Origin of the sequence: Pseudomonas sp. WS 5051 (genome assembly GCF_012985715.1) — a bacterium.
GTDB classification, from domain to species: Bacteria; Pseudomonadota; Gammaproteobacteria; order Pseudomonadales; family Pseudomonadaceae; genus Aquipseudomonas; species Aquipseudomonas bubulae.
Window position 1 is genome coordinate 204,561 of the sequence record NZ_JAAQWV010000006.1, and the last position, 23,102, is coordinate 227,662.

Consider the following 23,102-nt stretch of genomic DNA (forward strand, 5'->3'; position numbering starts at 1 on the left):
CGAGGAAGTACTTAGATGAGCGCATCACTGCCTGAGCATTACCGCGAGATTCTTATTGGTTTAGGCGAAGACCCTGAGCGCGAAGGCCTGCTCGACACCCCCAAACGCGCCGCCAAAGCCATGCAATACCTGTGTCATGGCTACGAGCAGAGCGTGGAGAAAATCGTCAACGGCGCCCTCTTCGCCTCTGACAGTGACGAAATGGTGATCGTGGCCAATATCGAGCTGTACTCATTGTGCGAGCATCACCTGCTGCCCTTTATCGGCAAGGCCCATGTGGCCTATATACCGACGGGCAAGGTACTGGGGCTGTCGAAAATCGCCCGCATTGTCGACATGTTTGCCCGGCGCCTGCAGATCCAGGAAAACCTCACCCGGGAAATCGCGGACGCCATCGAAAGCGTCACCCAGGCTGCCGGTGTGGCCGTGGTGATCGAAGCCCAGCATATGTGCATGATGATGCGCGGCGTAGAAAAACAGAATTCGACCATGAACACCTCGGTCATGCTCGGCGCCTTCCGCGAACCGAGCACCCGCATGGAGTTCTTGCAACTGATTGGACGGAGCAAGTCGTAATGCCACAACTTCAGCCAGGAATGGCCCGTATTCGCGTCAAGGACTTGTGCCTGCGTACCTATATCGGCATCAATGAGGAAGAAATCCTCAACAAGCAGGATGTGTTGATCAACCTCACCATCCTCTACGCGGCGCAGGAGGCGGTGCGCGATAACGATATCGACCACGCGCTCAATTACCGCACCATCACCAAGGCCGTGATCCAGCACGTCGAAGAGAACCGCTTCGCCCTGCTTGAGCGCCTGACCCAGGAGTTGCTGGATCTGGTGATGGCCAACGACGCGGTACTGTATGCCGAAGTCGAAGTCGACAAACCGCACGCGCTGCGCTTTGCCGAATCGGTGTCGATTACACTGGCGGCGAGCCGTCAGACTGCAACCTCATAACCCCGGTGAACCCCATGACACCTCAAGAACAGCTTGAACTGGAGGCAGCCGCCTTTCGCCGCCTTGTCGCGCACCTGGACAGCCGCAAGGACGTGCAAAACATAGACCTGATGAACCTCTCGGGTTTTTGCCGCAATTGCCTGTCCAAGTGGTACAAGGCCGCAGCAGACGAGCGCCAGATCGCCATCAGCCTCGATGACGCACGCGAAGTGGTCTACGGCATGCCGTATGCCGAGTGGAAAGCCCAGTACCAGAAAGAAGCCAGCGCCGAACAGACGGCGGCGTTCACCCAAGGAAAAAAGCATGACTGATTTGAACACCCTGCGCGCCAGCCTCAACAGCGGCGAGCACGTTTTTGCCGATACCCTGGCGTTTATTGGCGCGCACTACGATTACCAGCCTCAGAGCTTCATCAACGGCGGTGTGGAAAACGCTGCAGGGCAAAATGAAGGTTCGTGCAAGACCCTGGGCCTGGCCCTGCTGGAAGGTTTGAGCAACCAGGAAACCCTGCTGGCTTTCGGCGAACACTACCGCTCGGTACTGGCCACGCCTGAAGGCACAGACCACAGCAACATTCGCGCACTGATTGCCCACGGCCTGGCCGGGGTCAAGTTCGAAGCCCAGCCGCTTACGCGCAAGGTGTAATACTGCAACTCATCGTGGGAGCGGGCTTGCTCGCGATGCAGGCGCCGATTTTTTTCAGTTACACCGCTGCGATCCCATCGCGAGCAAGCCCGCTCCCACAGGGCAGACACAAAAAAACCGGCCAAGGCCGGTTTTTTTGTTGAGGCAGGCTATCAGAACTGGGCGTTCTGCAGGCCGTCCAGGTAGCGCTCGGTGTCCAGCGCTGCCATGCAACCGGCGCCAGCCGAGGTAATGGCCTGACGATAAACGTGGTCCGCCACGTCGCCCGCAGCAAACACGCCTTCAACGCTGGTCGCAGTAGCGTTGCCTTCACGGCCGCCCTGCACAACCATGTAGCCGTCTTTAAGCTCAAGCTGGCCTTCGAACAACGAAGTGTTCGGTGTGTGGCCGATGGCGATAAATACGCCATCGACTTTCAGCTCGTCAAAGCTGCCGTCGTTGTTCTTCAGGCGCGCACCGGTCACACCCATGTTGTCGCCCAGCACTTCGTCCAGGGTCGCATTCAGCTTGAGTTCGATCTTGCCTTCAGCAACACGGGCGTGCAGCTTGTCGATCAGGATCTTCTCGGCGCGGAAGGTTTCGCGACGGTGAACCAGGGTTACTTTGCTGGCGATATTGGCCAGGTACAGGGCCTCTTCAACCGCGGTGTTACCACCACCCACTACAGCAACAGGCTTGTTGCGGTAGAAGAAACCGTCACAGGTCGCACAGGCAGAAACGCCTTTGCCCATGAATGCTTCTTCCGACGGCAAGCCCAGATAACGGGCGCTGGCGCCGGTAGCGATGATCAGTGCGTCGCAGGTGAATGTACCGCTGTCACCCTTGAGGGTGAACGGACGATTTTTCAGGTCCACTTCATTGATGTGGTCGAAAATGATTTCCGTCTCGAAACGCTCGGCATGCTCACGCATGCGCTCCATCAAGGCCGGGCCGGTCAGGCCGTGAACATCACCAGGCCAGTTGTCGACTTCGGTGGTGGTGGTCAGTTGACCGCCAGCCTGCATGCCCGTGATCAGCAGTGGTTTGAGGTTGGCGCGGGCCGCATAGACAGCGGCGCTGTAACCGGCAGGGCCGGAACCCAGAATAATCACACGCGAATGACGTACTTCAGACATGACTCACTCCTATGACCGCCCGCATTGAAACCGGGTCGGAACGCCGCTTTACCGGCTGGAATAAAAAGAAACCGTAAACCTGCCCAGGCGATGCCTGCAACGCGCAGATCCTGAAAAATATGGGTGAAGCATATAGAGGCCGCAGAGAGTAAGGAAATACGCATTAACAATCCAGCTCATAGCAGGTCTCTATGTAGTCGAAGTCGATTTTAGACGGCTTTGTTACAGTTATTGTCGATACTGCGACAAGGCTTTCGTCCTGCGGACAAAGCCGCTAAGGTCGCCCGGTTTTCCACTGTTCGGAGCACGCTATGCCCGCCCCTGTTCTCTCTGGCCCGCAGTACCTGCGTGAAGGCCTTAAGTTGATCCTCAGCCCTGGCTTGCGCCTGTTCGTGCTGCTGCCGTTACTGATCAATCTGGTGCTGTTCGTCGGATTGATTTATTTCGCCGGGCATCAGTTCAGCCTCTGGGTCGATACCTTGATGCCGACCCTGCCCAACTGGCTCGGTTTCCTCAACTACGTGTTGTGGCCACTGTTCGTGGTGCTGGTGGCGTTGATGGTGTTTTTCACCTTCACCATGCTGGCCAACATCATCGCCGCGCCATTTAACGGTTTTCTCTCGGAGAAGGTCGAAGCCGTGGTGCGCGGGGTCGATAATTCGCCACCTTTCAGTTGGGGCGAACTGGCCGCCATGGTGCCGCGCACCCTGGCCCGTGAAATGCGCAAGCTGGGCTACTTTCTGCCGCGGGCCATTGCCCTGCTGATCCTCTCGTTTATTCCGGTGCTCAACCTGATCGCGGCACCGCTGTGGCTGCTGTTCGGGATCTGGATGATGGCCATCCAGTACATCGACTACCCGGCCGACAACCACAAGCTGGGCTGGAACGAGATGCTCGCCTGGCTGCGCGAAAAACGCTGGCAGAGCATGAGTTTTGGCGGCATCGTCTATCTGGTGCTGCTGATCCCGGTGGTCAATATCCTGATGATGCCCGCAGCCGTTGCCGGTGCAACCCTGTTCTGGGTGCGCGAGCGTGGCGATGAAGCGCTGGCAGCCGCCAACCGCAGCCGCTGACTTCATCATTCCATCATCACCGTGACACATTGACGTCATGACCCCAACGCACACTGGGGTCATGACCACAGTCCTTCATATCGCACTTGTTACCGAAACCTTCGCCCCTGAAATCAATGGCGTGGCCAATACCCTTGGCCACCTGTGCGATGGCTTGCGCGCCCGCAACCACCGCGTGCAACTGATACGCCCACGCCAGAGCGCCGATGGCAACCAGCGCAGCAGCGACGACCTGATGCTCTGCCGCGGTTGGCCGCTGCCCGGTTATCCCGGCCTGCAGTGGGGCCTGACCTCCACCCATCGCCTGACCAGGCGCTGGTGCCAGCACCCCCCTGACGTGGTTTATATCGCCACAGAGGGGCCCCTGGGGCTGTGCGCACTCAGGGTTGCCCGACGCCTCGGCATTACCGCGGTCACCGGCTTTCATACCAATTTTCAGCAGTACTTGCGCCAGCATGGCCTGACCCTGTTTACCCGGGCGCTGACTCACTACCTGCGCGGGTTTCACAACCGCTCGGCAATGACCCTGGTGCCCAGTGCCAGCCAACGCGTCGAGCTTGAGCGCAGGCATTTTGAACGCCTGGAGCTGCTGCCCCGTGGCGTCGATAGCCAGCTGTTCAGCCCGGCAAAACGTCAGAATGGCTTGCGCCAGAGTTGGGGGCTCAGAGAAAACGATATTGCCCTGTTGTATGTAGGACGCTTGGCACCGGAAAAAAATCTGGACGCACTCAAGCGCTGTTTCGATGAACTACAAGCCCGTTATCCCGCACGCCGCTTCAAATTGATCGTGGTGGGCAACGGCTCAAAACGTGCCTCACTGGAAGCCTCGTTGCCTGAGGCCATTTTTTGCGGGCAGCAGTCTGGCGAAGCGCTAGCGTGCCATTACGCATCCGGTGATGTGTTTTTGTTTCCCAGCCTGAGCGAAACTTTCGGCAACGTGGTGCTCGAAGCCCAGGCTTCAGGCCTGGGAGTGGTGGCCTATGACGAGGCTGCTGCCGGCTTGCATATTCGTCATGGCTACAACGGCGTACTGGCCATGCCGGGGGATGAATACGCCTGGATCGAAGCCGCCTGCTGGCTGCTTGATGACCCGGAAACCTTGCGCACCCTGCGCCTCAATGCCCGTCGCCATGCCAGTCGGCAAAGCTGGACGGGGATTGTCGAGCAGTTCGAAAACCAGTTGCAGCAGGCTCGCCAGGGCCGCGAATACGCAGCCCCGGTGCCGGTTCCGATGACCGTAAAAAAGCCTTAGGCCAGGGACTTCTCAATGGCCTGAATGACCGTGGCATCGTCTGGGGCGGTACGCGGTGAGAAACGCGCCAATACCCGGCCATCCTTGCCAACCAGAAACTTCTCGAAGTTCCAGGTAATTTCCCCTTCAAATTCGGCGCCCTCGCCTGCCAGCAACCGATAAAGCTGATGGCGGTCAGGCCCGTTGACCTCAAGCTTGCTGCTCAGAGGGAAAGTGACGCCGTAGTTGAGGCTGCAAAACGCCTGGATATCCTGCTCGCTCCCCGGTTCCTGCCCGGCGAACTGATTGCATGGCACGCCTAGAACGCTGAAGCCCTTGCCCTTGAATTGCTGGTAGAGGTTTTCCAGGGCTGCGTACTGAGGGGTCAAACCGCACTTGGAGGCGACATTCACTACCAGCACCACTTTGCCTTTAAAAGTCTCCAGCGGCAGCGGCTTGCCATCCAGCGCGTCCAGGGTAAGTTCGTGAAATGCACTCATGACGGACTCCAAAAATTCCCGTATCCACATTCAAACAATCGTTCAGCCTGCCGATTGCCCTCATAATCCAGGATGCAAAAAGGCGCCCGTAGGCGCCTTTCCTGGCTAGCTCTCATGTGAGCGTAGCAGCACTTGTCAGTGCTGATGACCGCCTTCACCGTGTACGTGGCCGTGAGCGATTTCTTCTTCGCTCGCGTCACGGATAGCCACAACCTTGACCTTGAAGTTCAGACGCTGACCAGCCAGTGGGTGGTTACCGTCTACAGTCACGTCGTCGCCGTCCAGGTCACGGATGGTCACGATCTGCATTTGGCCGTCCGGCGCCGAAGCGTGGAACTGCATGCCAACTTCCAGTTGGTCAACGCCTTCGAACATGCTGCTGCTCAGGGTGCTGACCAGTTCGGCGGAGTACTCGCCGTACGCGTCTTCCGGCTCAACGGTAACGTCCAGCTCGTCACCGACGGCCTTGCCAACCAGAGCCTTTTCCAGACCCGGGATGATGTTGCCAGCGCCTTGCAGGTAAACCAGCGGCGCGCCGCCGGCGGAGCTGTCGATGACCTCACCAGCGTCGTTGGTCAGGGTATAGTCGATGGAGACAGCCTTGTTAGCGGCGATCGTCATGGGGCGAGACCTTTTGCAAAAAATAATGAGTTCGCAAGTTTAACCAAGCAATCGCCCGAAAGCGAACACAACCAAGACCAACGGATAATTTTGAAAACTTCAACGATCATTGGCTGGCGTCAGGATGAGGAGCAGCACTGGGTTGCCGTGCTCTCCTGTGGCCACACACAGCACCAGCGCCATCAACCGCCCTGGCAATCCCGGCCGTGGGTGCTTGATCCCGGGCAACGCCAGGCCAAAATAGGCCAGCCCTTTGCCTGTGGCTGGTGTGCTCAAGAGGCGGATAGCGCTAATCTTGGCAATTGATTCAGGCACAAGCCCCGTTTAAAGGGTGTTGCCCTTGCACTGCCACGTCAGGAAGCTCGCATGCAAACTTTCTTTATCGCGCCCACCGATTTTGGTGTGGGTCTGACATCCATTAGCCTGGGCCTGGTTCGCACTCTTGAGCGCGCCGGGCTTAAAGTCGGGTTTTTCAAGCCCATTGCCCAGCCGCACCCGGGGGATTTGGGGCCGGAGCGCTCCACTGAACTGGTGGCCCGCACCCACGGCCTCAAGCCGCCTACCCCGCTGGGCCTGGCCCATGTCGAGCGCATGCTGGGTGACGGCCAGCTGGATGAGTTGCTCGAAGAAATCATCAACCTCTATCAACAAGCGGCCATCGGCAAGGACGTGCTGATTGTCGAAGGCATGGTGCCCACCCGCACGGCCAGCTACGCGGCACGGGTCAACCTGCACCTGGCCAAGAGCCTGGATGCTGAAGTGATCCTGGTCTCGGCCCCGGAAAACGAAGTGCTGACCGAGCTGTCGGGTCGGGTGGAGTTGCAGGCCCAGCTGTTTGGCGGGCCAAAAGACCCGAAAGTGCTGGGCGTGATCCTCAACAAGGTGCGCACCGACGAAAGCATGGACGCTTTTGCGGCACGCCTCAAAGAGCATTCGCCGCTGCTGCGCAGTGGTGATTTCAAGTTGCTGGGCTGCATTCCCTTTCAGCCCGAGCTGAATGCTCCACGCACCCGCGATGTGGCCGAATTGCTGGGAGCCCAGGTGCTCAATGCCGGGGACTATGAAACCCGTCGCATGTCGAAAATCATCCTCTGCGCACGCACGGTGCTCAACACCCTGCAACTGCTCAAACCGGGCGTGCTGGTGGTCACCCCGGGAGATCGCGACGACATTATCCTGGCCGTGAGCCTCGCCGCCATGAACGGCGTCCCGCTGGCCGGCCTGCTGCTGACCAGCGACACCCAGCCCGATCCACGCCTGATGGAACTCTGCCGTGGCGCCCTGCAGGCCGGGCTGCCGGTGCTGTCGGTGAGTACCGGCTCGTACGACACCGCCAACCGTCTCAACGGCCTGAACAAGGAAATTCCCATCGATGACCGCGAGCGCGCGGAAATCATCACTGATTTCGTCGCCAGCCACCTCGATGCCCACTGGCTGCACCAGCGCTGCGGTACACCCCGCGAAATGCGCCTCACCCCTGCCGTTTTTCGCTATCAGTTGATCCAGCGCGCCCAGCAGGCCAACAAGCGCATTGTCCTGCCCGAAGGCAGCGAACCCCTGACCGTACAGGCTGCGGCCATTTGCCAGGCACGCGGTATCGCCCGTTGTGTATTGCTGGCCAAGCCCGAAGAAGTCCAGGCAGTGGCCAAGGCCCACGGTTTTGAACTGCCCGAAGGACTGGAGATTCTTGACCCGGACCTGATCCGCGGCCGGTACGTCGAACCGATGGTGGCCCTGCGCAAAACCAAAAGCCTCAACGCGCCGATGGCCGAGCAACAACTGGAAGACCCGGTGGTGATTGGTACCATGATGCTGGCGCTGGATGAGGTCGACGGCCTGGTTTCAGGGGTGATCCATTCCACCGCCAACACCATCCGCCCTGCCCTGCAGCTGATCAAAACCGCGCCGGGCTGTACGCTGGTGTCATCCGTGTTCTTCATGTTGTTCCCCGAGCAGGTGCTGGTGTATGGCGACTGCGTCATGAACCCGCACCCGAGCGCCACTGAACTGGCTGAGATCGCCCTGCAAAGTGCCGACTCTGCCGCAGCGTTCGGCATTACTCCACGGGTAGCCATGATCAGCTATTCCAGCGGCGAATCGGCCAGTGGTGAAGAAGTCGAAAAAGTCCGCGAAGCCACCCTTCTGGCGCACGAAGCGCAACATGCGCTGCTGATCGACGGCCCGTTGCAATACGACGCAGCAGCCAACGAAGTGGTGGCCAGGCAACTGGCGCCCAACAGCCAGGTGGCGGGCCGGGCTACGGTATTTGTGTTCCCCGACCTCAATACTGGCAACACCACGCACAAAGCCGTACAGCGCAGCGCTGACTGCGTCAGCTTGGGGCCTATGCTGCAAGGCCTGCGCAAACCGGTAAACGATCTGCCTCGCGGCGCACAAGTGGACGATATCGTCTACACCATCGCCCTTACGGCGATTCAAGCCGCCAACCGACCTATGGATGTGTAAATGCTGGACTTTCTGCCTGCGCCGATACGCGGCGTCATCGCTTCACTGCTGCTGGCGATCAACACCATCCTGTGTTGCACGCCGTTGTTTATCGTCGCGATTTTCAAGCTGTGCCTGCCGTTCCCGGCGGCGCAACGGCTGACCGACGAATTGATGCGCCGGATCCACGAAGCCTGGGTCGGCAACAACAACCGCTGGATGGACCTGATACGCAAGACCCGCTGGCATATCAAGGGCCTTGAAGGGCTGGACTATGAGCACTCGTATCTGGTGACCAGCAACCACCAGAGCTGGGTTGACATCATGGTGCTTCAATATGTGCTTAACAAACGCATCCGTCCGCTGAAGTTCTTCCTTAAACAGGAACTGATCTGGGTTCCGGTGATTGGCCTGGCGTGGTGGGCACTGGGCTTTCCGTTTATGAAACGCTATTCGAAGGCGTACCTGGCCAAACATCCGGAAAAGAAAGGTGCTGATCTGGCAACCACGCGCAAGACCTGCGCCAAATTCAAGAACCAGTCGGTGGGCATCTTCAACTTCGTCGAAGGCACGCGCTTCACCGAAGCCAAGCATGCGCAACAGAACTCGCCGTTTCGCTACCTGCTCAAGCCCAAGGCCGGCGGTATCGCCTTCGTCCTGGACGCGATGGGCGAACAGCTGAAATCAATCGTCAACGTGACCATCCACTACCCGGGCGGGCGTCCGGGGTACTGGGACTTGTTGTGCGGCAATGTGAAAGACGTGGTCGTGGTGTTTGAAGAGCTGCAAATACCCGATGAATTCCTGGGCAAGAACTACGACCAGGACCCGGAGTACCGCCTGGCGTTCCAGGGCTGGATCAACCAGCTCTGGGAAGACAAGGACCGCTTGCTGGAGCAGTTGCATCGGGACTATCCGGCACAGTGAAGAAGATCAAAAGCCCCTCACCCTAACCCTCTCCCAAAGGGAGAGGGGACTAAAGGCAAAAGCAGACCTGTACAACACCACAAATCAGCTCCCTCGGGAGAGGGCTGGGGGAAAATACAGCGCCCAACAAAAAGCCCGCCACCGATCACTCGGTGGCGGGCTTTTTAGTGCGGCTTAAATTGCGCCGCGTTGACGCAACAGGTCCAGCACCTGCTTGACGCTTTCTTCCAGTGACAGCGTTTGCGTGTCGACCACCAGGTCGGCATTCAACGGCACGTCATACGGGAAGGACTCACCCGGAATATTGTCGCCACCCGCCGCATACAAACCTTGCGGGTCTCGCTCGGCGCATACGGCCGGGGATGCCTGCACATACACGGTAAGCAGACGGTCGCTGCCGATCAGCGCCTTAGCCTGTTCACGACCTTCGGCATCCGGTGCCACGAACGCGGCCAATGTCAGCAAGCCCGCTTCGTTAAACTGACGTGCCACGTGAGCGGCACGACGCCAGTTTTCCGTACGACCGGCACGATCCTGTGGCAGCCCCTTGTTCAGGTCATGACGCAGGTTCTGACCATCGAGTACGAACACCGCACGCCCCATGTCGAATAGCTTGCGCTCAACTGCATAGGCCAGGGTGCTCTTGCCGGCGCCGGACAGGCCGCTGAACAGAACGGTGGCGGGCTGCTGGCCAAAGCGCTGGGCACGCTCTTCAACCGCCACATGCGCCAATTTGCCATGATGGGTCGCGCTGCCATGACTCAACGGCTGTGCAACGATCATCCCGGCACCGACAGTGCCATTGGTCAAACGGTCGATGATGATAAACGAACCGGTGGTGCGGTTGCTGGCGTAGCCGTCCAGGGCGATCGGTGCGTCGAGGCTGATCTTGACCTTGCCGATCTCGTTCAGTTGCAAGGCGCTGGCCGGGCCCTCTTCCAGGGTGTTCACATCGACCTTGTTGATGATGCTGGCAATCGAACCCGGTACATAGCTGGTGGCGCGCTTGATGTCGTACTTCTTGCCCGGCAGCATCGGCTCTTCAGCCATCCACACCAGCATGGCTTCGAAGTTGTCAGTCACCAGCGGCACATTGTCGGCATGCACCAACAGGTCGCCACGGGAGATGTCGATCTCGTCTTCCATGGTCAGCGTAACTGCCTGGCCCGGGCCTGCGTGTTCCAGCTCACCTTCAAAGGTGACGATGGATTTGACCCGGCTGCTCTTGCCCGACGGCAATACGACGATTTCATCGCCCTTGTGCACGATGCCGCTGGCCAGGGTACCGGCAAAACCACGGAAGTTCAGGTTCGGACGGTTCACGTACTGCACCGGGAAGCGCAGGTCGGTGAGGTTGCGGTCGGCCGCCACTTCCACGGTTTCGAGGATTTCCATCAGCGACTGGCCGGTGTACCACGGCGAGCGCTCGGACTTGTTCACCACGTTGTCGCCTTTAAGGGCGGACATCGGCACAAAGTGCAGGCTGGTAGGCTTCATCTTCAAGCCTTCGGCGAACTTCAGGTAGTCGGCCTTGATCGACTCGAACACACCCTCGTCGAAACCCTTGAGGTCCATCTTGTTGATGGCCACGACGATATGCTTGATGCCCAGCAACGAAGCAATAAAGCTGTGGCGACGGGTCTGGGTCTGCACGCCGTAACGGGCATCCACCAGAATGATCGCCAGGTCACAGGTCGATGCACCGGTGGCCATGTTGCGGGTGTACTGCTCATGGCCAGGGGTGTCGGCAATGATGAATTTGCGCTTGGCGGTGGAGAAATAACGATAAGCCACGTCGATGGTAATACCCTGCTCGCGCTCAGCTTGCAGGCCGTCTACCAGCAGCGCCAGGTCGATATCGTCGCCTGTGGTACCGCTTTTTTTCGAGTCGCGGGTAATGGCTTCCAGATGGTCTTCGTAGATCATCTTGGAGTCGTGCAGCAAGCGCCCGATCAGGGTGCTCTTGCCGTCGTCGACGTTGCCACAGGTCAGGAAACGCAGCATTTCTTTGCGTTCGTGCTGGCCCAGGTAGGCGAGGATGTCCTCGCTGATCAAATCAGATACGTGCGACATGACAACCCCTTAGAAATAACCTTGACGTTTTTTATCTTCCATCGAGCCTGCGCCATCGTGATCGATGACTCGGCCCTGGCGCTCGGAAGTTCGCGTCAGGAGCATTTCCTGGATGATGTCGGTCAGGGTTTCAGCCTCGGACTCCACCGCGCCGGTCAGCGGGTAGCAGCCAAGCGTCCGGAAACGGACCTTTTTCTTGACGATACGCGCCTTGTCTTCATCAGACAGATGCTCAAGGATGCGCTCGTCGTCGATCATGATCAGCGTGCCGTTCTTCTCGATCACTTCGCGTTCTGCGGCGAAGTACAGCGGCACAATCGGGATGCCTTCGAGGTAGATGTACTGCCAGATATCCAGCTCGGTCCAGTTCGACAACGGGAACACGCGAATCGATTCGCCTTTGTTGACGTTGCCGTTGTAGACGTTCCACAACTCGGGCCGCTGATTTTTCGGGTCCCAGCGGTGCTTGCTGTCACGGAAGGAATACACGCGCTCTTTGGCACGGGATTTTTCTTCATCGCGACGCGCACCACCAAAGGCGGCATCAAAACCGTATTTGTCCAGAGCCTGCTTCAGGCCCTCGGTCTTCATGATATCGGTATGCTTGGCGCTGCCGTGGGTGAAAGGGTTAATCCCTTGTGCCACGCCGTCCGGGTTGACGTGAGTGATCAGGTCCAGGCCCAGCTCGGCGACCATCTTGTCGCGAAAGCTGTACATCTCCTGGAATTTCCACTGGGTGTCGACATGCATCACCGGAAACGGCAGCTTGCCAGGGAAAAACGCCTTGCGAGCAAGGTGCAGCATCACGGCGGAATCTTTACCGATCGAGTACAGCATCACCGGGTTATCGAACTCGGCGGCCACCTCGCGGATGATGTGGATGCTTTCCGCCTCCAGCTGTTTCAGGTGCGTCAGTTTGTCGACCATGGCTACTCACGAAAGCTATCTTATGAACGGCCTGCGGGCCGTGTTCGAGGGGCGAATGCTAGCACAGCACCCTCTTCTATAGATGGCGCCAACTAGATCGAAACGGTCTAAGAATAGACCTCGGAGTTTGGGCGATTACTCCATGTGGGAGCGGGCTTGCTCGCGATGCAGGCAATGCGGTTATACAGCAAGAACGCGTTGATTCGATCGCGAGCAAGCCCGCTCCCACAGGGTTCAACTCCAATGCTCAGATCGGATTCGGGCAATCGATAAACAGGTGTTCCAGGGCGAAGCGCCGCGCCAGGTAATCCCCCAGGGCTTGCACGCCATAACGTTCGGTGGCGTGATGGCCTGCGGCAATAAAGCTGATGTCGTTTTCCCTGGCACTATGGAAAGTCTGCTCTGACGCTTCGCCACTCAGGTACAGATCAACCCCCGCCTGTACCGCCTGATCGATAAAGCCCTGCCCGCCACCGGTACACCAGCCCACGCGACGGATCATTTCGCTGCCTTCAATCAGCAACGGCTCACGGCCCAGCGCTTCTTGCACACGGCGGGCAAAATCGCGGGCCGTTACAGGCTCGGCCAAGGAACCCACCAGCCCCACCACTTTCGAATTGCCCGGTTCCAGCGGACCTTCGACGGTGATATCCAGCTGCCGGGCCAATTGCACGTTGTTGCCCACTTCTGGATGCAGATCCAGCGGCAAGTGGTAGGCCAGCAGGCTGATATCGTGCTTGAGCAGGGTTTTCAGGCGGCGCTGCTTCATACCGGTAACGCACGGGTCTTCGCCTTTCCAGAAGTAGCCGTGATGCACCAGCACCAGATCAGCCTGGGCCTCGACTGCGGCATCCAGCAATGCCTGGCTGGCGGTCACGCCACTGACTATACGCATCACCTGCGGGCGGCCTTCGACTTGCAAGCCATTGGGGCAGTAATCGCCGATGGCGGCACAGTTGAGGTAACGATTTGCCTCTTCTACCAGCGTGCTCAGGGAGACAGCCATAAAAGACTCCTAAATATAGCGTTCAGAGCCGGGCGGCCCTCGTATAATGGCGTCATTATGGGCCGTCAGAATGGCTCTGCAACCTTCAGGACTGAGTTCAATGTTTAAGGCTTTGCGTTTCTTTGGCTGGCCGTTGCTGGCTGGCGTGCTTATCGCTTTGCTGATTATTCAGCGTTACCCGCAATGGGTTGGGCTGCCGAGCCTGGACGTTAATCTGCAACAAGCCCCGCAAACCAGTTACATGCAGCAGGGTCCCGTGACCTACGCCGATGCAGTGGTGCGCGCCGCGCCTGCCGTGGCCAACTTGTACACCACCAAGGTGGTGAACAAAAACGCCCGCCCATTGTTTGAAGACCCGCAGTTCCGTCACTTTTTCGGCAACAACGAACCCAAGCAGCGACGCATGGAGTCCAGCCTCGGTTCGGCAGTGCTGATGAGCCCCGAGGGCTATTTACTGACCAATAACCATGTAGTCGCAGGTGCCGACCAGATTGTGGTGGCACTCAAGGACGGCCGCGAAACACATGCACGGGTTATTGGTAGCGACCCGGAAACGGACCTGGCAGTACTGAAGATCGACCTGAAAAACCTGCCTGCAATTACCATCGGCCGCTCGGACACCCTGCGCATCGGCGATATCGCCCTGGCGATCGGCAACCCGTTTGGCGTTGGCCAGACCACCACCATGGGCATTATCAGTGCCACCGGGCGCAACCAGTTGGGCCTGAACAACTACGAAGACTTTATCCAGACGGATGCCGCGATCAACCCGGGTAACTCGGGCGGCGCGCTGGTGGATGCCAACGGTAACCTGACCGGCATCAACACCGCGATTTTCTCCAAGTCCGGCGGCTCACAGGGCATCGGTTTTGCGATCCCGATCAATCTGGCCATGGAAGTCATGAAGTCGATCATCGAGCACGGCCAGGTGATTCGCGGCTGGCTGGGCATTGAAGTGCAGCCGTTGACCCAGGAGCTGGCCGAGTCGTTTGGCCTCAGTGGTCGTCCGGGAATTGTGGTGGCGGGGATTTTCCGTGATGGCCCGGCGCAAAAAGCCGGTTTGCAACTGGGAGACGTGATTCTGAGCATTGATGGCGAACCCGCCAGCGATGGCCGTCGTTCGATGAATCAGGTGGCGCGGATCAAACCTTCGGACAAAATCACCATACAGGTCATGCGCAACGGCAAAGAGCTCAAGCTCACCGCCGCAGTGGGCCTGCGACCGCCGCAAGAGCAGCCGCCGCAGAACGACTGAAAACCCTCACCCCAGCCCTCTCCCTCCGGGAGAGGGCAGCGGTTACAAGTCTGACAACCCTTCAATCAACGCCGCATTCTGCTCCGGCGTGCCGATGCTGATGCGCAGGAACTGGGCAATGCGCAGTTGCTTGAAGTGACGCACGATCACCCCCTGATCACGCAACTTGGCCGCCAACGCCGCCGCATCGTGTTCCGGGTGACGGGCGAAGATAAAGTTCGCGGCCGATGGCAGCACTTCAAAGCCCAGCGCCTGCAACTGCGCAACCACTTGCTCGCGACTGTCGATCACCCACTGGCAGGTCTGTTCGAAATATTCGCGGTCGGCAAACGCTGCCGCTGCGCCAACAATGGCGATACGATCAAGCGGATAGGAGTTGAAGCTGTTCTTGATTCGCTCCAGCGCTTCGATCAGATCCGGATGGCCCACCGCCAGGCCGACACGCAAACCGGCCAGGGAGCGCGACTTGGACAGGGTCTGGGTGACCAGCAGGTTCGGATACCGGTCCACCAGGCTGATGGCCGTTTCGCCGCCAAAGTCGATATACGCTTCATCCACCACGACCACCGAATCAGGGTTGGCCTTGAGGATCTGTTCGATGGCCTCCAGCGCCAGCAGGCAACCGGTCGGTGCATTGGGGTTGGGGAAGATGATCCCGCCATTGGCCCGGGTGTAGTCCGCAGGCTGGATCTGGAACTGCTCATCCAGTGCTATGGCGTCAAACTCGATGCCATACAACCCGCAGTAAACCGGATAAAAACTGTAACTTATATCCGGAAACAGCAGCGGTTTGTCGTGCTGGAACAGGCCATTGAAAACATGGGCCAGCACTTCGTCCGAGCCGTTGCCCAAAAACACCTGATTGGTCTGCACACCGTAATACTCGGCCACCGCCTGCTTAAGCAGGTCGCTGCTCGGGTCGGGGTATAAACGCAGGTTGTCATTGATTTCGGCCTGCATCGCTGCCAGCGCTTTAGGCGAAGGCCCATAGGGGTTTTCGTTGGTGTTGAGCTTGACCAGTTTGGTCAGCTTCGGTTGCTCACCCGGCACATAAGGCACCAGGGCTTTAACGAATGGGCTCCAGAACTTGCTCATACTTGTTACCCCTGTTTGTCGGCGAGGATGCGGTATTCAGCACTGCGGGCGTGACCGGTCAGCGATTCGCCGCGAGCGAGAATCGAAGCGGTTTTGCCCAGGTCGGAAGCACCCTGCTCGGAGCAGAAGATAATCGAGGAGCGCTTCTGGAAATCATAAACGCCAAGCGGTGACGAAAAACGCGCCGTACCGGAAGTCGGCAGTACGTGATTAGGCCCTGCGCAGTAGTCGCCCAGCGCCTCTGAGGTGTGACGACCCATAAAGATTGCACCGGCGTGGCGGATCTGCGGCAACCAGGCTTGCGGGTCTGCCACCGATAGCTCCAGGTGTTCCGGAGCAATGCGGTTGGCCACGTCGATAGCCTGCTGCATGTCGTTCACCAGAATCAGCGCACCACGACCATTGATCGAGGTTTCGATGATTTCGGCCCGCTCCATGGTCGGCAGCAGTTTGGCGATGCTGGCCGCCACCTTGTCGAGGAACTCGGCATCGGGGCTAACCAGAATCGCTTGCGCGTCTTCATCGTGCTCGGCCTGGGAGAACAAATCCATGGCAATCCAGTCCGGGTCGGTCTGGCCGTCGCACACGACGAGGATCTCCGAAGGGCCGGCAATCATGTCGATGCCTACCTGGCCAAATACATGGCGCTTGGCGGTCGCGACGTAGATATTGCCCGGGCCTACCACCTTGTCGACTTTGGGTACGCTTTCGGTGCCATAAGCCAATGCCGCAACCGCTTGTGCGCCACCAATGGTGAACACCCGGTCAACGCCCGCAATGCAGGCGGCAGCCAGCACCAGCTCATTGATTTCGCCACGCGGGGTCGGCACGACCATCACCACTTCGGTCACGCCGGCAACCTTGGCCGGAATCGCGTTCATCAGCACCGACGAAGGGTACGACGCCTTGCCACCCGGTACGTACAGACCGGCGCGATCCAGCGGCGTGACTTTCTGGCCCAGCACCGTACCATCGGCTTCGGTGTAGCTCCAGGAGTCCTGTTTCTGTTTCTCGTGGTAGCTGCGCACGCGCTGTGCGGCCGTTTCCAGTGCTTCACGTTGTGGCGCAGTGATGCGGGTCAGGGCCAGTTCCAGGCGCTCGCGCGGCAGGATCAGGTCAGCCATCGAGGCCACTTCAAGCCCGTCAAAGCGCTGGGTGAACTCAACCAGGGCAGCGTCGCCCCGCTCACGCACAGCCTTGATGATGTCGAGCACACGCTGGTTGACCGAGTCGTCAGACACACTTTCCCAGCTCAGCAGATGATCCAGATGCTGCGCGAAGTCCGGGTCAGCAGCGTTGAGTCGGCGAATTGCAGTGGGAGCGGTCATAGCGAGGGCCTCGGTAATGGGCGAATGCTTGGAATAAAGGTTTTGCGCAGCTCAGGCACCACAAGACTACCAAGCCATCCGCGTGGGTACCTGAGATTTCTGGCTATTACGCGGATAGATGGGCGCGACCTGAAGCCGCGCAGGTGAGTCAGCCGCGGTGTCGAGATTCCACTGCTTTGCGCAGGGTATCGATCAGGGCTTGAATACGGGCGTGCTGCATTTTCATCGAAGCCTTGTTAACCACCAGGCGGGAGCTGATGGCGGCAATGAATTCCTGGGGTTCCAGGCCATTGGCACGCAAGGTGTTGCCGGTATCGACCACGTCAATGATCTTGTCGGCCAGACCAATCAGGGGGGCCAGCTCCATCGAGCCATACAGCTTGATGATGTCGACCTGACGGCCCTGTTCGGCGTAGTAACGCTTGGCGACGTTGACGAACTTGGTCGCAACGCGCAGGCGGCCCTTGGGTTCAGCGACACCAATGGCACCGGCGGTCATCAGCTTGCACTGGGCAATCTGCAGGTCCAGCGGCTCGTACAGGCCCTGGCCACCATACTCCATCAGCACGTCTTTACCGGCCACACCGAGGTCGGCGGCACCATGCTCAACGTAAGTCGGCACGTCGGTGGCACGGACGATCAGCAGGCGGACGTCAGGCTGTGAGGTCGGGATGATCAGCTTGCGGCTTTTGTCCGGATTCTCGGTCGGCACAATGCCTGCTTCGGCCAGAAGCGGCAGGGTGTCGTCAAGGATACGGCCCTTGGACAGTGCAATGGTCAACATGGGAAACGTAAGTCCTTATCAGGGTACTTTTGCCCGTGCGCAATCGGCGCCGGACAAGCATCGAGCCTGATATCAGGCTCGATTTGAACGATTCGAGGCCAGGTAAGGTAACGCTTGCAGGCCGTTACGTCACCTGGCAGCTGGACACTATCCCTGTGCCCATGATGCCAAACAGCAAAAACTAGCCCGGAACGCGGCGGATTTTGGCGCCCAGCATTTGCAGTTTTTCTTCGATGCACTCGTAACCACGGTCTATGTGGTAGATGCGATCGATCAGGGTATCGCCTTCCGCCACCAGCGCCGAAATCACCAGGCTGGCAGAAGCACGCAGGTCGGTGGCCATTACTGGCGCGCCCTTGAGGGTTTCAGTGCCGGTCACGATGGCAGTGTTGCCTTCAACCTGGATCTTGGCGCCCATGCGGTGCAGTTCATACACGTGCATGAAGCGGTTTTCGAAGATCGTCTCGATCACTGCACCCGTGCCTTCGGCAATGGCGTTGAGCGAGATGAACTGCGCCTGCATGTCGGTCGGAAACGCCGGGTACGGAGCAGTACGCACGTTCACCGCTTTAGGGCGTTTGCCGTGCATGTTCAGCTCGATCCAGTCTTCACCGGTGGTGACCTCGGCGCCTGCTTCCTTGAGCTTCTCAAGGACGGCTTCAAGGATGGTCGGATCAGTGTCCTTGACCTTCACGCGGCCACCGGTGACGGCAGCGGCTACCAGGTAAGTACCGGTTTCAATACGGTCCGGCATGACGCGGTAAGTCGCCGAATGCAGCTCTTTGACGCCATCAATGGTGATGGTGTCAGTACCAGCACCGCTTACCTTGGCGCCCATGGCGTTCAGGAAGTTGGCCAGGTCGACAACTTCAGGCTCGCGTGCAGAGTTCTGCAATACGCTGCGGCCGTTGGCCAGTGCTGCGGCCATCATGATGTTCTCGGTACCGGTCACGCTGACGGTATCAAAGAAGAAGCTGGCACCGCGCAAGCCGCCTTCAGGTGCCTTGGCCTTGATGTAGCCACCTTCAACGTCGATCACTGCGCCCATGGCTTCAAGGCCGCGGATGTGCAGGTCAACCGGACGCGAGCCAATGGCGCAGCCGCCCGGCAAGGCAACTTCAGCGTAACCGAAACGTGCAACCATCGGCCCCAGTACCAGGATCGATGCGCGCATGGTTTTCACCAGCTCATACGGCGCGACCAGGGTTTTGATGGTGTTCGGGTTGATTTCGACACTGAGCTTTTCATCGATCACCGGCTCAATGCCCATGCGACCGAACAGCTCGATCATGGTGGTGATGTCATGCAAATGCGGCAGGTTGGCTACAGTGACCGGGCCATTGCACAGCAGGGTCGCTGCCAGGATCGGCAGGGCAGAGTTCTTCGCCCCGGAAATGCGGATCTCGCCATCAAGGCGGGCACCGCCGGTAATAATCAATTTATCCATAACAATCTCGACGCCAATGGGCTCAGGGGGCTCAGGTGCGCTCGGCCCAGGCCGCGCTGCTGAAGAATTTCATAGTGACCGCATGGATGCTGCCATCAGCGATCCACGGGTTCAAATGGGCATAGATGCTTTGTTGACGTTTGACCGGGCTCAGGGCCACCAGTTCGTCACTGATCACGTTCAACTGAAAGTTGCAGCCTTCGCCCTCAACTTCTACCTGGGTTCCTGGCAGCTTTCCTTCAAGAAAGCTCTTCACTTCTACGGCCTGCATGCTCAACCTCAATCGGCGCCTAACGCGCACGGGTCGGCCATCATACAAAAAAGCCCCGCGCCTGCGAACCCCGCATAACAGGACTCTGACAGGGGGGCTTATTTATATGTGGCGATTAATGATGTGCCAGCAGCTCGGTCACACCCGAAACCTGGGCGATTTCGCGCATGTCTTCGGGCATGGCACGAATGCTCAATGGCTTGTTCAGGGCCTGGGCATCACGGATATAACACAGCAGCAGCGACAAACCGACGCTGCTCGATTTGGTAACGCCCGAGCAGTCAACCACCAGCTCTTTGGCCAGGGCTTTTTTGATCAGGGCCTGACCTTCTGTGCGCAAACGGGGGCCAGTCTGATAATCGAGCACGCCACTAAGGCGAAGCTCGCTCTCGCCGGCCAGGGTTATGGCCGCTTCACTCATTGCCCGGCTGCCTTGGGCGATGCCGCATCAGTGGTCTGCTTGGCCTTGGCCACTTCACCCGCCCAGTTGTCGATGGTTTTATCCAGGTTGTTGCCGTTGCGCTGCATGGCATCGGCGAACTGATCGCGGAACAGCTTGCCGATATTGATGCCATTGATGATCACGTTACGCACTTTCCACTCGCCGTTGACCTTGTTAAGGGTATAGGACAATGGATAAATGGCGCCGTTGTCACCCTTGACGGTCATGTCGACACTGGTGCGATCGCCGCTTTCGTCCTTGGCCGGGCCAACGGTGATGCCCTGATTCTTGAACTCAAGCAAGGCATTGCCGTAGAACTGCATCAGGCTGCGCTTGAAGTTCTCTTGAAAGCGCTGCATCTGGGCAGGCGTTGCATTGCGCGAGTACTTGACCGTCATGATGCTTTTGGAGATGCCATCAACATCTACTGCAGGGCCGACGATTTCGTTCAGGGCATCATAGAACTTGCTTGGGCTTTGTTTGTATTGCTCCTTGTTGGCAGCCAGGTCGGCCAGCAACCTTGTCGTGGTATCTGAAACGATGTCATGGGCCGACTGCCCCGGCGCGGCGTTCGCCACCAGAGGAAGGGCTGCGGCCAGTATTACCAGCAGGCCACGGCGCAAGAGAGAAATCATCTGGAAGCTCCTTATTTGGCGTCTTTGCTAACGGTATTGAGCAGGAATTTACCGATCAGGTCTTCAAGAACCAGCGACGACTGCGTGTCGTGAATGGTGCCGCCGTCCTTGAGGGTCGCGTCTTCGCCACCCACGCTGATGCCGATGTATTTCTCGCCCAGCAGGCCTGCTGTGAGGATAGACGCTGTCGAATCCACAGGCAGGTTATCCACCGCTTTTTCGAGCTGCAATGTGACGCGGGCCATGTAGTTGTCACGGTCCAGGTCGATTGCTGTCACCTTGCCGATGGTCACGCCAGCCATGGTGACTTTGGCGCGCACGGTCAGCCCGGCAATATTGTCGAAATTGGCATAGAGCTTGTAGGTGTCAGTGCTCGCCGTCGGGGACAGCCCGCTGACCCGCAAGGCAAGCAACAGCAAAGCCAGGATGCCAGCCAGCAGGAACAGGCCGACACCGATTTCCATGGTGCGGTTTTGCATCAGAAATCTCCAAACATCAAGGCGGTCAATATAAAGTCCAGCCCGAGGACTGCCAGTGAGGCATACACCACGGTCTTGGTAGTGGCACGGCTGATCCCCTCTGAGGTGGGCTCACAGTCATAACCTTGAAACACGGCAATCCAGGTCACCACAAAGGCAAACACGATGCTTTTGATGATCCCGTTAATTACGTCACCACTGAAGGTTACGCTGTTTTGCATGTTGGCCCAGTAGGAGCCGTCGTAGACACCGAGCCAGTCCACGGCAACCCACGAACCACCCCAGATCCCGACCACGCTGAAAATCATCGCCAGCACAGGCAGGGAAATAAACCCGGCCCACAACCGCGGCGCAATGATGTACTTGAGCGGATCAACACCGATCATTTCCAGGCTGGACAGCTGCTCGGTCGATTTCATGTTGCCGATTTCAGCCGTCAGCGCCGACCCTGCGCGCCCGGCGAACAGCAAGGCGGTAACCACGGGACCCAGTTCGCGCAACAGGGTCAGGGCCACCATCTGCCCCACTGCCTGCTCCGAACCATAGCTGGACAGGATACTGAAGCCTTGCAGTGCCAGTACCATGCCGATAAATATGCCGGACACCACGATAATGACCAGCGACATGACGCCAACCGAATGCAGCTGCCTGACCAGCAAACCAAACCCGCCCCCGATACCGCCACGCCCCAGCAGTGCATGAAACAGGAACACTGCCGAACGCCCCAGTACCGCAACGGTGTCGATCCCGGCCCGGCCGAACAGACCGATACGGCTCATTAATGACATCTTGCGCATCAGCGCTTCCCCAGTAGATCGGTTCGGTAGTCCGACGCCGGAAAGTGGAACGGAACCGGGCCATCCGGGTCGCCGGTCATGAACTGGCGAATGCGCGGGTTATCGGCGTTCATCAATTCTTCGGGCGTGCCCTGCCCCAGCACCTGGCCATCGCCGACTACATATAGATAGTCGGCAATGCTCGCAGTTTCAGCCAGATCGTGAGAAACCACGATACTGGTAATGCCCAGCGCATCATTGAGCAAACGAATCAGGCGTACCAGCACGCCCATTGCAATGGGATCCTGCCCCACGAAGGGTTCGTCATACATCAGGATCTGCGGATCCAGGGCAATCGCCCGCGCCAGCGCCACCCGGCGTTTCATGCCGCCGGACAACTCGTCGGGCATCAGGTCGATAGCTCCGCGCAAGCCCACCGCCTGCAATTTAAGCAGCACGATGTCACGGATCATTTCTTCCGGCAGCTCGGTATGCACCCGCAACGGGAAAGCAACGTTCTCGAACACGTCCAGATCGGTAAACAGCGCACCGCTCTGAAACAACACGCCCATATGCTTGCGGGCATCAAACAAATCACTGCGCGACAGGGCCGGCAGGTTTTGATTGTTGACCCACACTTCGCCGCTGTTGGGACGCAGTTGCATGCCCATCAGGCGCAACAGTGTGGTCTTGCCGCAGCCAGACGGCCCCATGATCCCCGTGACCTTGCCACGCGGGATGCGAATATCGACATTATTGAAGATGCTGCGCGTACCGCGCTTGAAGGACACTCCCTTCAGCTCGACCGCGTAGGCGTTATCGGCGCTCATCTAAACTCCTTGCGATGCAGCCTCTGCCTCTCACCCGGACACCAAACTTCTTGTGAAGAAGCACGCGTTCCCTGGCGGGCCGAACTGGCGGCGAACTATACCACTGCTCATAGTGACCGCCCAAGACCGAAGGAGTGCCGGTTAAGTCTCAGTACAGTGAAATAAAGATGTTTTTTCTGCAAACACACGCGCACTTTGTAAGCACATGCAATAAAGCACAGCGATCAAGCGTGAG

25 protein-coding genes and 1 pseudogene are annotated in these 23,102 nt (G+C 58.6%); 10 read left to right on the forward strand and 16 right to left on the reverse strand.

The window, feature by feature from the left end:
* The first annotated feature begins 15 nt into the window (after nt 1-15).
* The 4 genes from folE to HBN79_RS12235 are packed head-to-tail and all read left to right on the forward strand — an operon-like array spanning nt 16 to nt 1,607.
* A complete protein-coding gene (folE, locus tag HBN79_RS12220; protein WP_095001166.1) occupies nt 16-576 on the forward strand; it encodes a GTP cyclohydrolase I FolE in 561 nt (186 codons plus the stop codon).
* Complete coding sequence (folX, locus tag HBN79_RS12225; RefSeq protein ID WP_095001165.1) at nt 576-962, forward strand: dihydroneopterin triphosphate 2'-epimerase; 387 nt, start codon at nt 576-578, stop codon at nt 960-962. Before folE ends, folX begins: the two co-directional genes overlap by 1 nt.
* Nucleotides 963-976: 14 nt before the next feature.
* Nucleotides 977-1,273, forward strand: a complete 297-nt coding sequence (locus HBN79_RS12230; RefSeq protein ID WP_095018232.1) for a DUF1244 domain-containing protein — start codon at nt 977-979, stop codon at nt 1,271-1,273.
* Nucleotides 1,266-1,607, forward strand: a complete 342-nt coding sequence (locus HBN79_RS12235) for a HopJ type III effector protein (protein ID WP_169916753.1) — start codon at nt 1,266-1,268, stop codon at nt 1,605-1,607. The genes HBN79_RS12230 and HBN79_RS12235 overlap by 8 nt, the downstream gene beginning before the upstream one ends.
* A gap of 152 nt (nt 1,608-1,759) precedes the next feature.
* On the opposite strand, the gene trxB is transcribed toward HBN79_RS12235, so the two are convergent.
* Nucleotides 1,760-2,722 (reverse strand): thioredoxin-disulfide reductase, encoded by a 963-nt coding sequence (trxB, locus tag HBN79_RS12240; RefSeq protein WP_016781820.1) that lies wholly within the window; start codon nt 2,720-2,722, stop codon nt 1,760-1,762.
* A 311-nt stretch (nt 2,723-3,033) separates the two neighbouring features.
* Here trxB and cysZ point away from each other — a divergent pair, with 311 nt between their 5' ends.
* On the forward strand, nt 3,034-3,795 hold the full coding sequence (gene cysZ, locus HBN79_RS12245; RefSeq protein WP_095001162.1) for a sulfate transporter CysZ: 762 nt from the start codon (nt 3,034-3,036) through the stop codon (nt 3,793-3,795).
* Nucleotides 3,796-3,856: 61 nt separating this feature from the next.
* Nucleotides 3,857-5,047, forward strand: coding sequence for a glycosyltransferase family 1 protein (locus HBN79_RS12250; protein WP_262372409.1), 1,191 nt, complete (start codon nt 3,857-3,859; stop codon nt 5,045-5,047).
* Here HBN79_RS12250 and HBN79_RS12255 read toward each other — a convergent pair.
* Nucleotides 5,044-5,526, reverse strand: a complete 483-nt coding sequence (locus HBN79_RS12255) for a glutathione peroxidase (protein ID WP_095001160.1) — start codon at nt 5,524-5,526, stop codon at nt 5,044-5,046. The genes HBN79_RS12250 and HBN79_RS12255 overlap by 4 nt on opposite strands.
* Before the next feature lie 135 nt (nt 5,527-5,661).
* Entirely contained in the window at nt 5,662-6,147 is a 486-nt protein-coding gene (locus tag HBN79_RS12260) for a peptidylprolyl isomerase (RefSeq protein ID WP_095001159.1), read from the reverse strand.
* On the opposite strand from HBN79_RS12260, the pseudogene HBN79_RS12265 reads away from it, so the two are divergent.
* The 3 genes and pseudogenes from HBN79_RS12265 to HBN79_RS12275 all read left to right on the forward strand — a co-directional run bounded on the left by HBN79_RS12265 (nt 6,146) and on the right by HBN79_RS12275 (nt 9,519).
* Nucleotides 6,146-6,453: pseudogene (locus HBN79_RS12265) on the forward strand (DUF3565 domain-containing protein). The gene HBN79_RS12260 and the pseudogene HBN79_RS12265 overlap by 2 nt on opposite strands.
* Nucleotides 6,454-6,513: 60 nt before the next feature.
* On the forward strand, nt 6,514-8,613 hold the full coding sequence (pta, locus tag HBN79_RS12270) for a phosphate acetyltransferase (RefSeq protein ID WP_133144311.1): 2,100 nt from the start codon (nt 6,514-6,516) through the stop codon (nt 8,611-8,613).
* Nucleotides 8,614-9,519 (forward strand): acyltransferase, encoded by a 906-nt coding sequence (locus tag HBN79_RS12275; protein WP_095001157.1) that lies wholly within the window; start codon nt 8,614-8,616, stop codon nt 9,517-9,519.
* Nucleotides 9,520-9,693: 174 nt separating this feature from the next.
* Here the strand turns inward: HBN79_RS12275 and cysN are convergent, their stop codons facing one another.
* From cysN to HBN79_RS12290, 3 genes are all read right to left on the reverse strand, one after another.
* Nucleotides 9,694-11,592 carry a sulfate adenylyltransferase subunit CysN gene (cysN, locus tag HBN79_RS12280; RefSeq protein WP_095024926.1) on the reverse strand — a complete coding sequence of 633 codons (1,899 nt, stop codon included), beginning with the start codon at nt 11,590-11,592 and terminating at the stop codon, nt 9,694-9,696.
* Nucleotides 11,593-11,601: 9 nt separating this feature from the next.
* Nucleotides 11,602-12,519, reverse strand: a complete 918-nt coding sequence (gene cysD, locus HBN79_RS12285) for a sulfate adenylyltransferase subunit CysD (RefSeq protein ID WP_095001155.1) — start codon at nt 12,517-12,519, stop codon at nt 11,602-11,604.
* A gap of 247 nt (nt 12,520-12,766) precedes the next feature.
* Entirely contained in the window at nt 12,767-13,525 is a 759-nt protein-coding gene (locus tag HBN79_RS12290) for a Nif3-like dinuclear metal center hexameric protein (protein WP_095001154.1), read from the reverse strand.
* A 100-nt stretch (nt 13,526-13,625) separates the two neighbouring features.
* On the opposite strand from HBN79_RS12290, the gene algW reads away from it, so the two are divergent.
* The gene (gene algW, locus HBN79_RS12295; RefSeq protein ID WP_095001153.1) at nt 13,626-14,780 is read left to right on the forward strand and encodes a Do family serine endopeptidase AlgW; all 1,155 of its coding nucleotides are present in this window, start codon (nt 13,626-13,628) and stop codon (nt 14,778-14,780) included.
* Nucleotides 14,781-14,822: 42 nt separating this feature from the next.
* Here the strand turns inward: algW and hisC are convergent, their stop codons facing one another.
* From hisC to HBN79_RS12345, 10 genes are all read right to left on the reverse strand, one after another.
* A complete protein-coding gene (gene hisC, locus HBN79_RS12300; RefSeq protein WP_169916755.1) occupies nt 14,823-15,875 on the reverse strand; it encodes a histidinol-phosphate transaminase in 1,053 nt (350 codons plus the stop codon).
* A gap of 5 nt (nt 15,876-15,880) precedes the next feature.
* The gene (gene hisD / locus HBN79_RS12305; protein ID WP_095001151.1) at nt 15,881-17,203 is read right to left on the reverse strand and encodes a histidinol dehydrogenase; all 1,323 of its coding nucleotides are present in this window, start codon (nt 17,201-17,203) and stop codon (nt 15,881-15,883) included.
* A gap of 148 nt (nt 17,204-17,351) precedes the next feature.
* On the reverse strand, nt 17,352-17,987 hold the full coding sequence (gene hisG / locus HBN79_RS12310; protein WP_016781809.1) for an ATP phosphoribosyltransferase: 636 nt from the start codon (nt 17,985-17,987) through the stop codon (nt 17,352-17,354).
* Between the two features lie 181 nt (nt 17,988-18,168).
* Nucleotides 18,169-19,434 carry a UDP-N-acetylglucosamine 1-carboxyvinyltransferase gene (gene murA, locus HBN79_RS12315; protein WP_095001150.1) on the reverse strand — a complete coding sequence of 422 codons (1,266 nt, stop codon included), beginning with the start codon at nt 19,432-19,434 and terminating at the stop codon, nt 18,169-18,171.
* 31 nt (nt 19,435-19,465) lie between these two features.
* Complete coding sequence (locus HBN79_RS12320; RefSeq protein ID WP_003439919.1) at nt 19,466-19,705, reverse strand: BolA family protein; 240 nt, start codon at nt 19,703-19,705, stop codon at nt 19,466-19,468.
* A gap of 115 nt (nt 19,706-19,820) precedes the next feature.
* On the reverse strand, nt 19,821-20,126 hold the full coding sequence (locus HBN79_RS12325) for an STAS domain-containing protein (RefSeq protein ID WP_095001149.1): 306 nt from the start codon (nt 20,124-20,126) through the stop codon (nt 19,821-19,823).
* On the reverse strand, nt 20,123-20,782 hold the full coding sequence (locus HBN79_RS12330; RefSeq protein WP_095001148.1) for an ABC transporter substrate-binding protein: 660 nt from the start codon (nt 20,780-20,782) through the stop codon (nt 20,123-20,125). Before HBN79_RS12330 ends, HBN79_RS12325 begins: the two co-directional genes overlap by 4 nt.
* Before the next feature lie 11 nt (nt 20,783-20,793).
* Nucleotides 20,794-21,261 (reverse strand): outer membrane lipid asymmetry maintenance protein MlaD, encoded by a 468-nt coding sequence (mlaD, locus tag HBN79_RS12335; RefSeq protein ID WP_095018238.1) that lies wholly within the window; start codon nt 21,259-21,261, stop codon nt 20,794-20,796.
* A complete protein-coding gene (gene mlaE / locus HBN79_RS12340) occupies nt 21,261-22,058 on the reverse strand; it encodes a lipid asymmetry maintenance ABC transporter permease subunit MlaE (protein WP_095001146.1) in 798 nt (265 codons plus the stop codon). Before mlaE ends, mlaD begins: the two co-directional genes overlap by 1 nt.
* Nucleotides 22,058-22,867: an ATP-binding cassette domain-containing protein gene (locus tag HBN79_RS12345; protein ID WP_095001145.1), complete on the reverse strand. Its 810-nt coding sequence runs from the start codon at nt 22,865-22,867 to the stop codon at nt 22,058-22,060. Before HBN79_RS12345 ends, mlaE begins: the two co-directional genes overlap by 1 nt.
* Nucleotides 22,868-23,102: the final 235 nt, after the last annotated feature.

What these genes read in the sequence shown, in the direction of transcription:
- HBN79_RS12330 (WP_095001148.1), bottom strand. Translation starts at nt 20,782, where the DNA reads ATGATTTCTCTCTTGCGCCGTGGCCTGCTGGTAATACTGGCCGCAGCC.
- HBN79_RS12290 (WP_095001154.1), bottom strand. Translation starts at nt 13,525, where the DNA reads ATGGCTGTCTCCCTGAGCACGCTGGTAGAAGAGGCAAATCGTTACCTC.
- hisC (WP_169916755.1), bottom strand. Translation starts at nt 15,875, where the DNA reads ATGAGCAAGTTCTGGAGCCCATTCGTTAAAGCCCTGGTGCCTTATGTG.
- cysZ (WP_095001162.1), top strand. Translation starts at nt 3,034, where the DNA reads ATGCCCGCCCCTGTTCTCTCTGGCCCGCAGTACCTGCGTGAAGGCCTT.
- HBN79_RS12325 (WP_095001149.1), bottom strand. Translation starts at nt 20,126, where the DNA reads ATGAGTGAAGCGGCCATAACCCTGGCCGGCGAGAGCGAGCTTCGCCTT.
- HBN79_RS12235 (WP_169916753.1), top strand. Translation starts at nt 1,266, where the DNA reads ATGACTGATTTGAACACCCTGCGCGCCAGCCTCAACAGCGGCGAGCAC.
- HBN79_RS12275 (WP_095001157.1), top strand. Translation starts at nt 8,614, where the DNA reads ATGCTGGACTTTCTGCCTGCGCCGATACGCGGCGTCATCGCTTCACTG.
- pta (WP_133144311.1), top strand. Translation starts at nt 6,514, where the DNA reads ATGCAAACTTTCTTTATCGCGCCCACCGATTTTGGTGTGGGTCTGACA.
- HBN79_RS12250 (WP_262372409.1), top strand. Translation starts at nt 3,857, where the DNA reads ATGACCACAGTCCTTCATATCGCACTTGTTACCGAAACCTTCGCCCCT.
- mlaE (WP_095001146.1), bottom strand. Translation starts at nt 22,058, where the DNA reads ATGCGCAAGATGTCATTAATGAGCCGTATCGGTCTGTTCGGCCGGGCC.
- algW (WP_095001153.1), top strand. Translation starts at nt 13,626, where the DNA reads ATGTTTAAGGCTTTGCGTTTCTTTGGCTGGCCGTTGCTGGCTGGCGTG.
- cysD (WP_095001155.1), bottom strand. Translation starts at nt 12,519, where the DNA reads ATGGTCGACAAACTGACGCACCTGAAACAGCTGGAGGCGGAAAGCATC.
- cysN (WP_095024926.1), bottom strand. Translation starts at nt 11,592, where the DNA reads ATGTCGCACGTATCTGATTTGATCAGCGAGGACATCCTCGCCTACCTG.
- trxB (WP_016781820.1), bottom strand. Translation starts at nt 2,722, where the DNA reads ATGTCTGAAGTACGTCATTCGCGTGTGATTATTCTGGGTTCCGGCCCT.
- HBN79_RS12255 (WP_095001160.1), bottom strand. Translation starts at nt 5,526, where the DNA reads ATGAGTGCATTTCACGAACTTACCCTGGACGCGCTGGATGGCAAGCCG.
- HBN79_RS12230 (WP_095018232.1), top strand. Translation starts at nt 977, where the DNA reads ATGACACCTCAAGAACAGCTTGAACTGGAGGCAGCCGCCTTTCGCCGC.
- folE (WP_095001166.1), top strand. Translation starts at nt 16, where the DNA reads ATGAGCGCATCACTGCCTGAGCATTACCGCGAGATTCTTATTGGTTTA.
- mlaD (WP_095018238.1), bottom strand. Translation starts at nt 21,261, where the DNA reads ATGCAAAACCGCACCATGGAAATCGGTGTCGGCCTGTTCCTGCTGGCT.
- HBN79_RS12260 (WP_095001159.1), bottom strand. Translation starts at nt 6,147, where the DNA reads ATGACGATCGCCGCTAACAAGGCTGTCTCCATCGACTATACCCTGACC.
- murA (WP_095001150.1), bottom strand. Translation starts at nt 19,434, where the DNA reads ATGGATAAATTGATTATTACCGGCGGTGCCCGCCTTGATGGCGAGATC.
- HBN79_RS12345 (WP_095001145.1), bottom strand. Translation starts at nt 22,867, where the DNA reads ATGAGCGCCGATAACGCCTACGCGGTCGAGCTGAAGGGAGTGTCCTTC.
- folX (WP_095001165.1), top strand. Translation starts at nt 576, where the DNA reads ATGCCACAACTTCAGCCAGGAATGGCCCGTATTCGCGTCAAGGACTTG.
- hisG (WP_016781809.1), bottom strand. Translation starts at nt 17,987, where the DNA reads ATGTTGACCATTGCACTGTCCAAGGGCCGTATCCTTGACGACACCCTG.
- hisD (WP_095001151.1), bottom strand. Translation starts at nt 17,203, where the DNA reads ATGACCGCTCCCACTGCAATTCGCCGACTCAACGCTGCTGACCCGGAC.
- HBN79_RS12320 (WP_003439919.1), bottom strand. Translation starts at nt 19,705, where the DNA reads ATGCAGGCCGTAGAAGTGAAGAGCTTTCTTGAAGGAAAGCTGCCAGGA.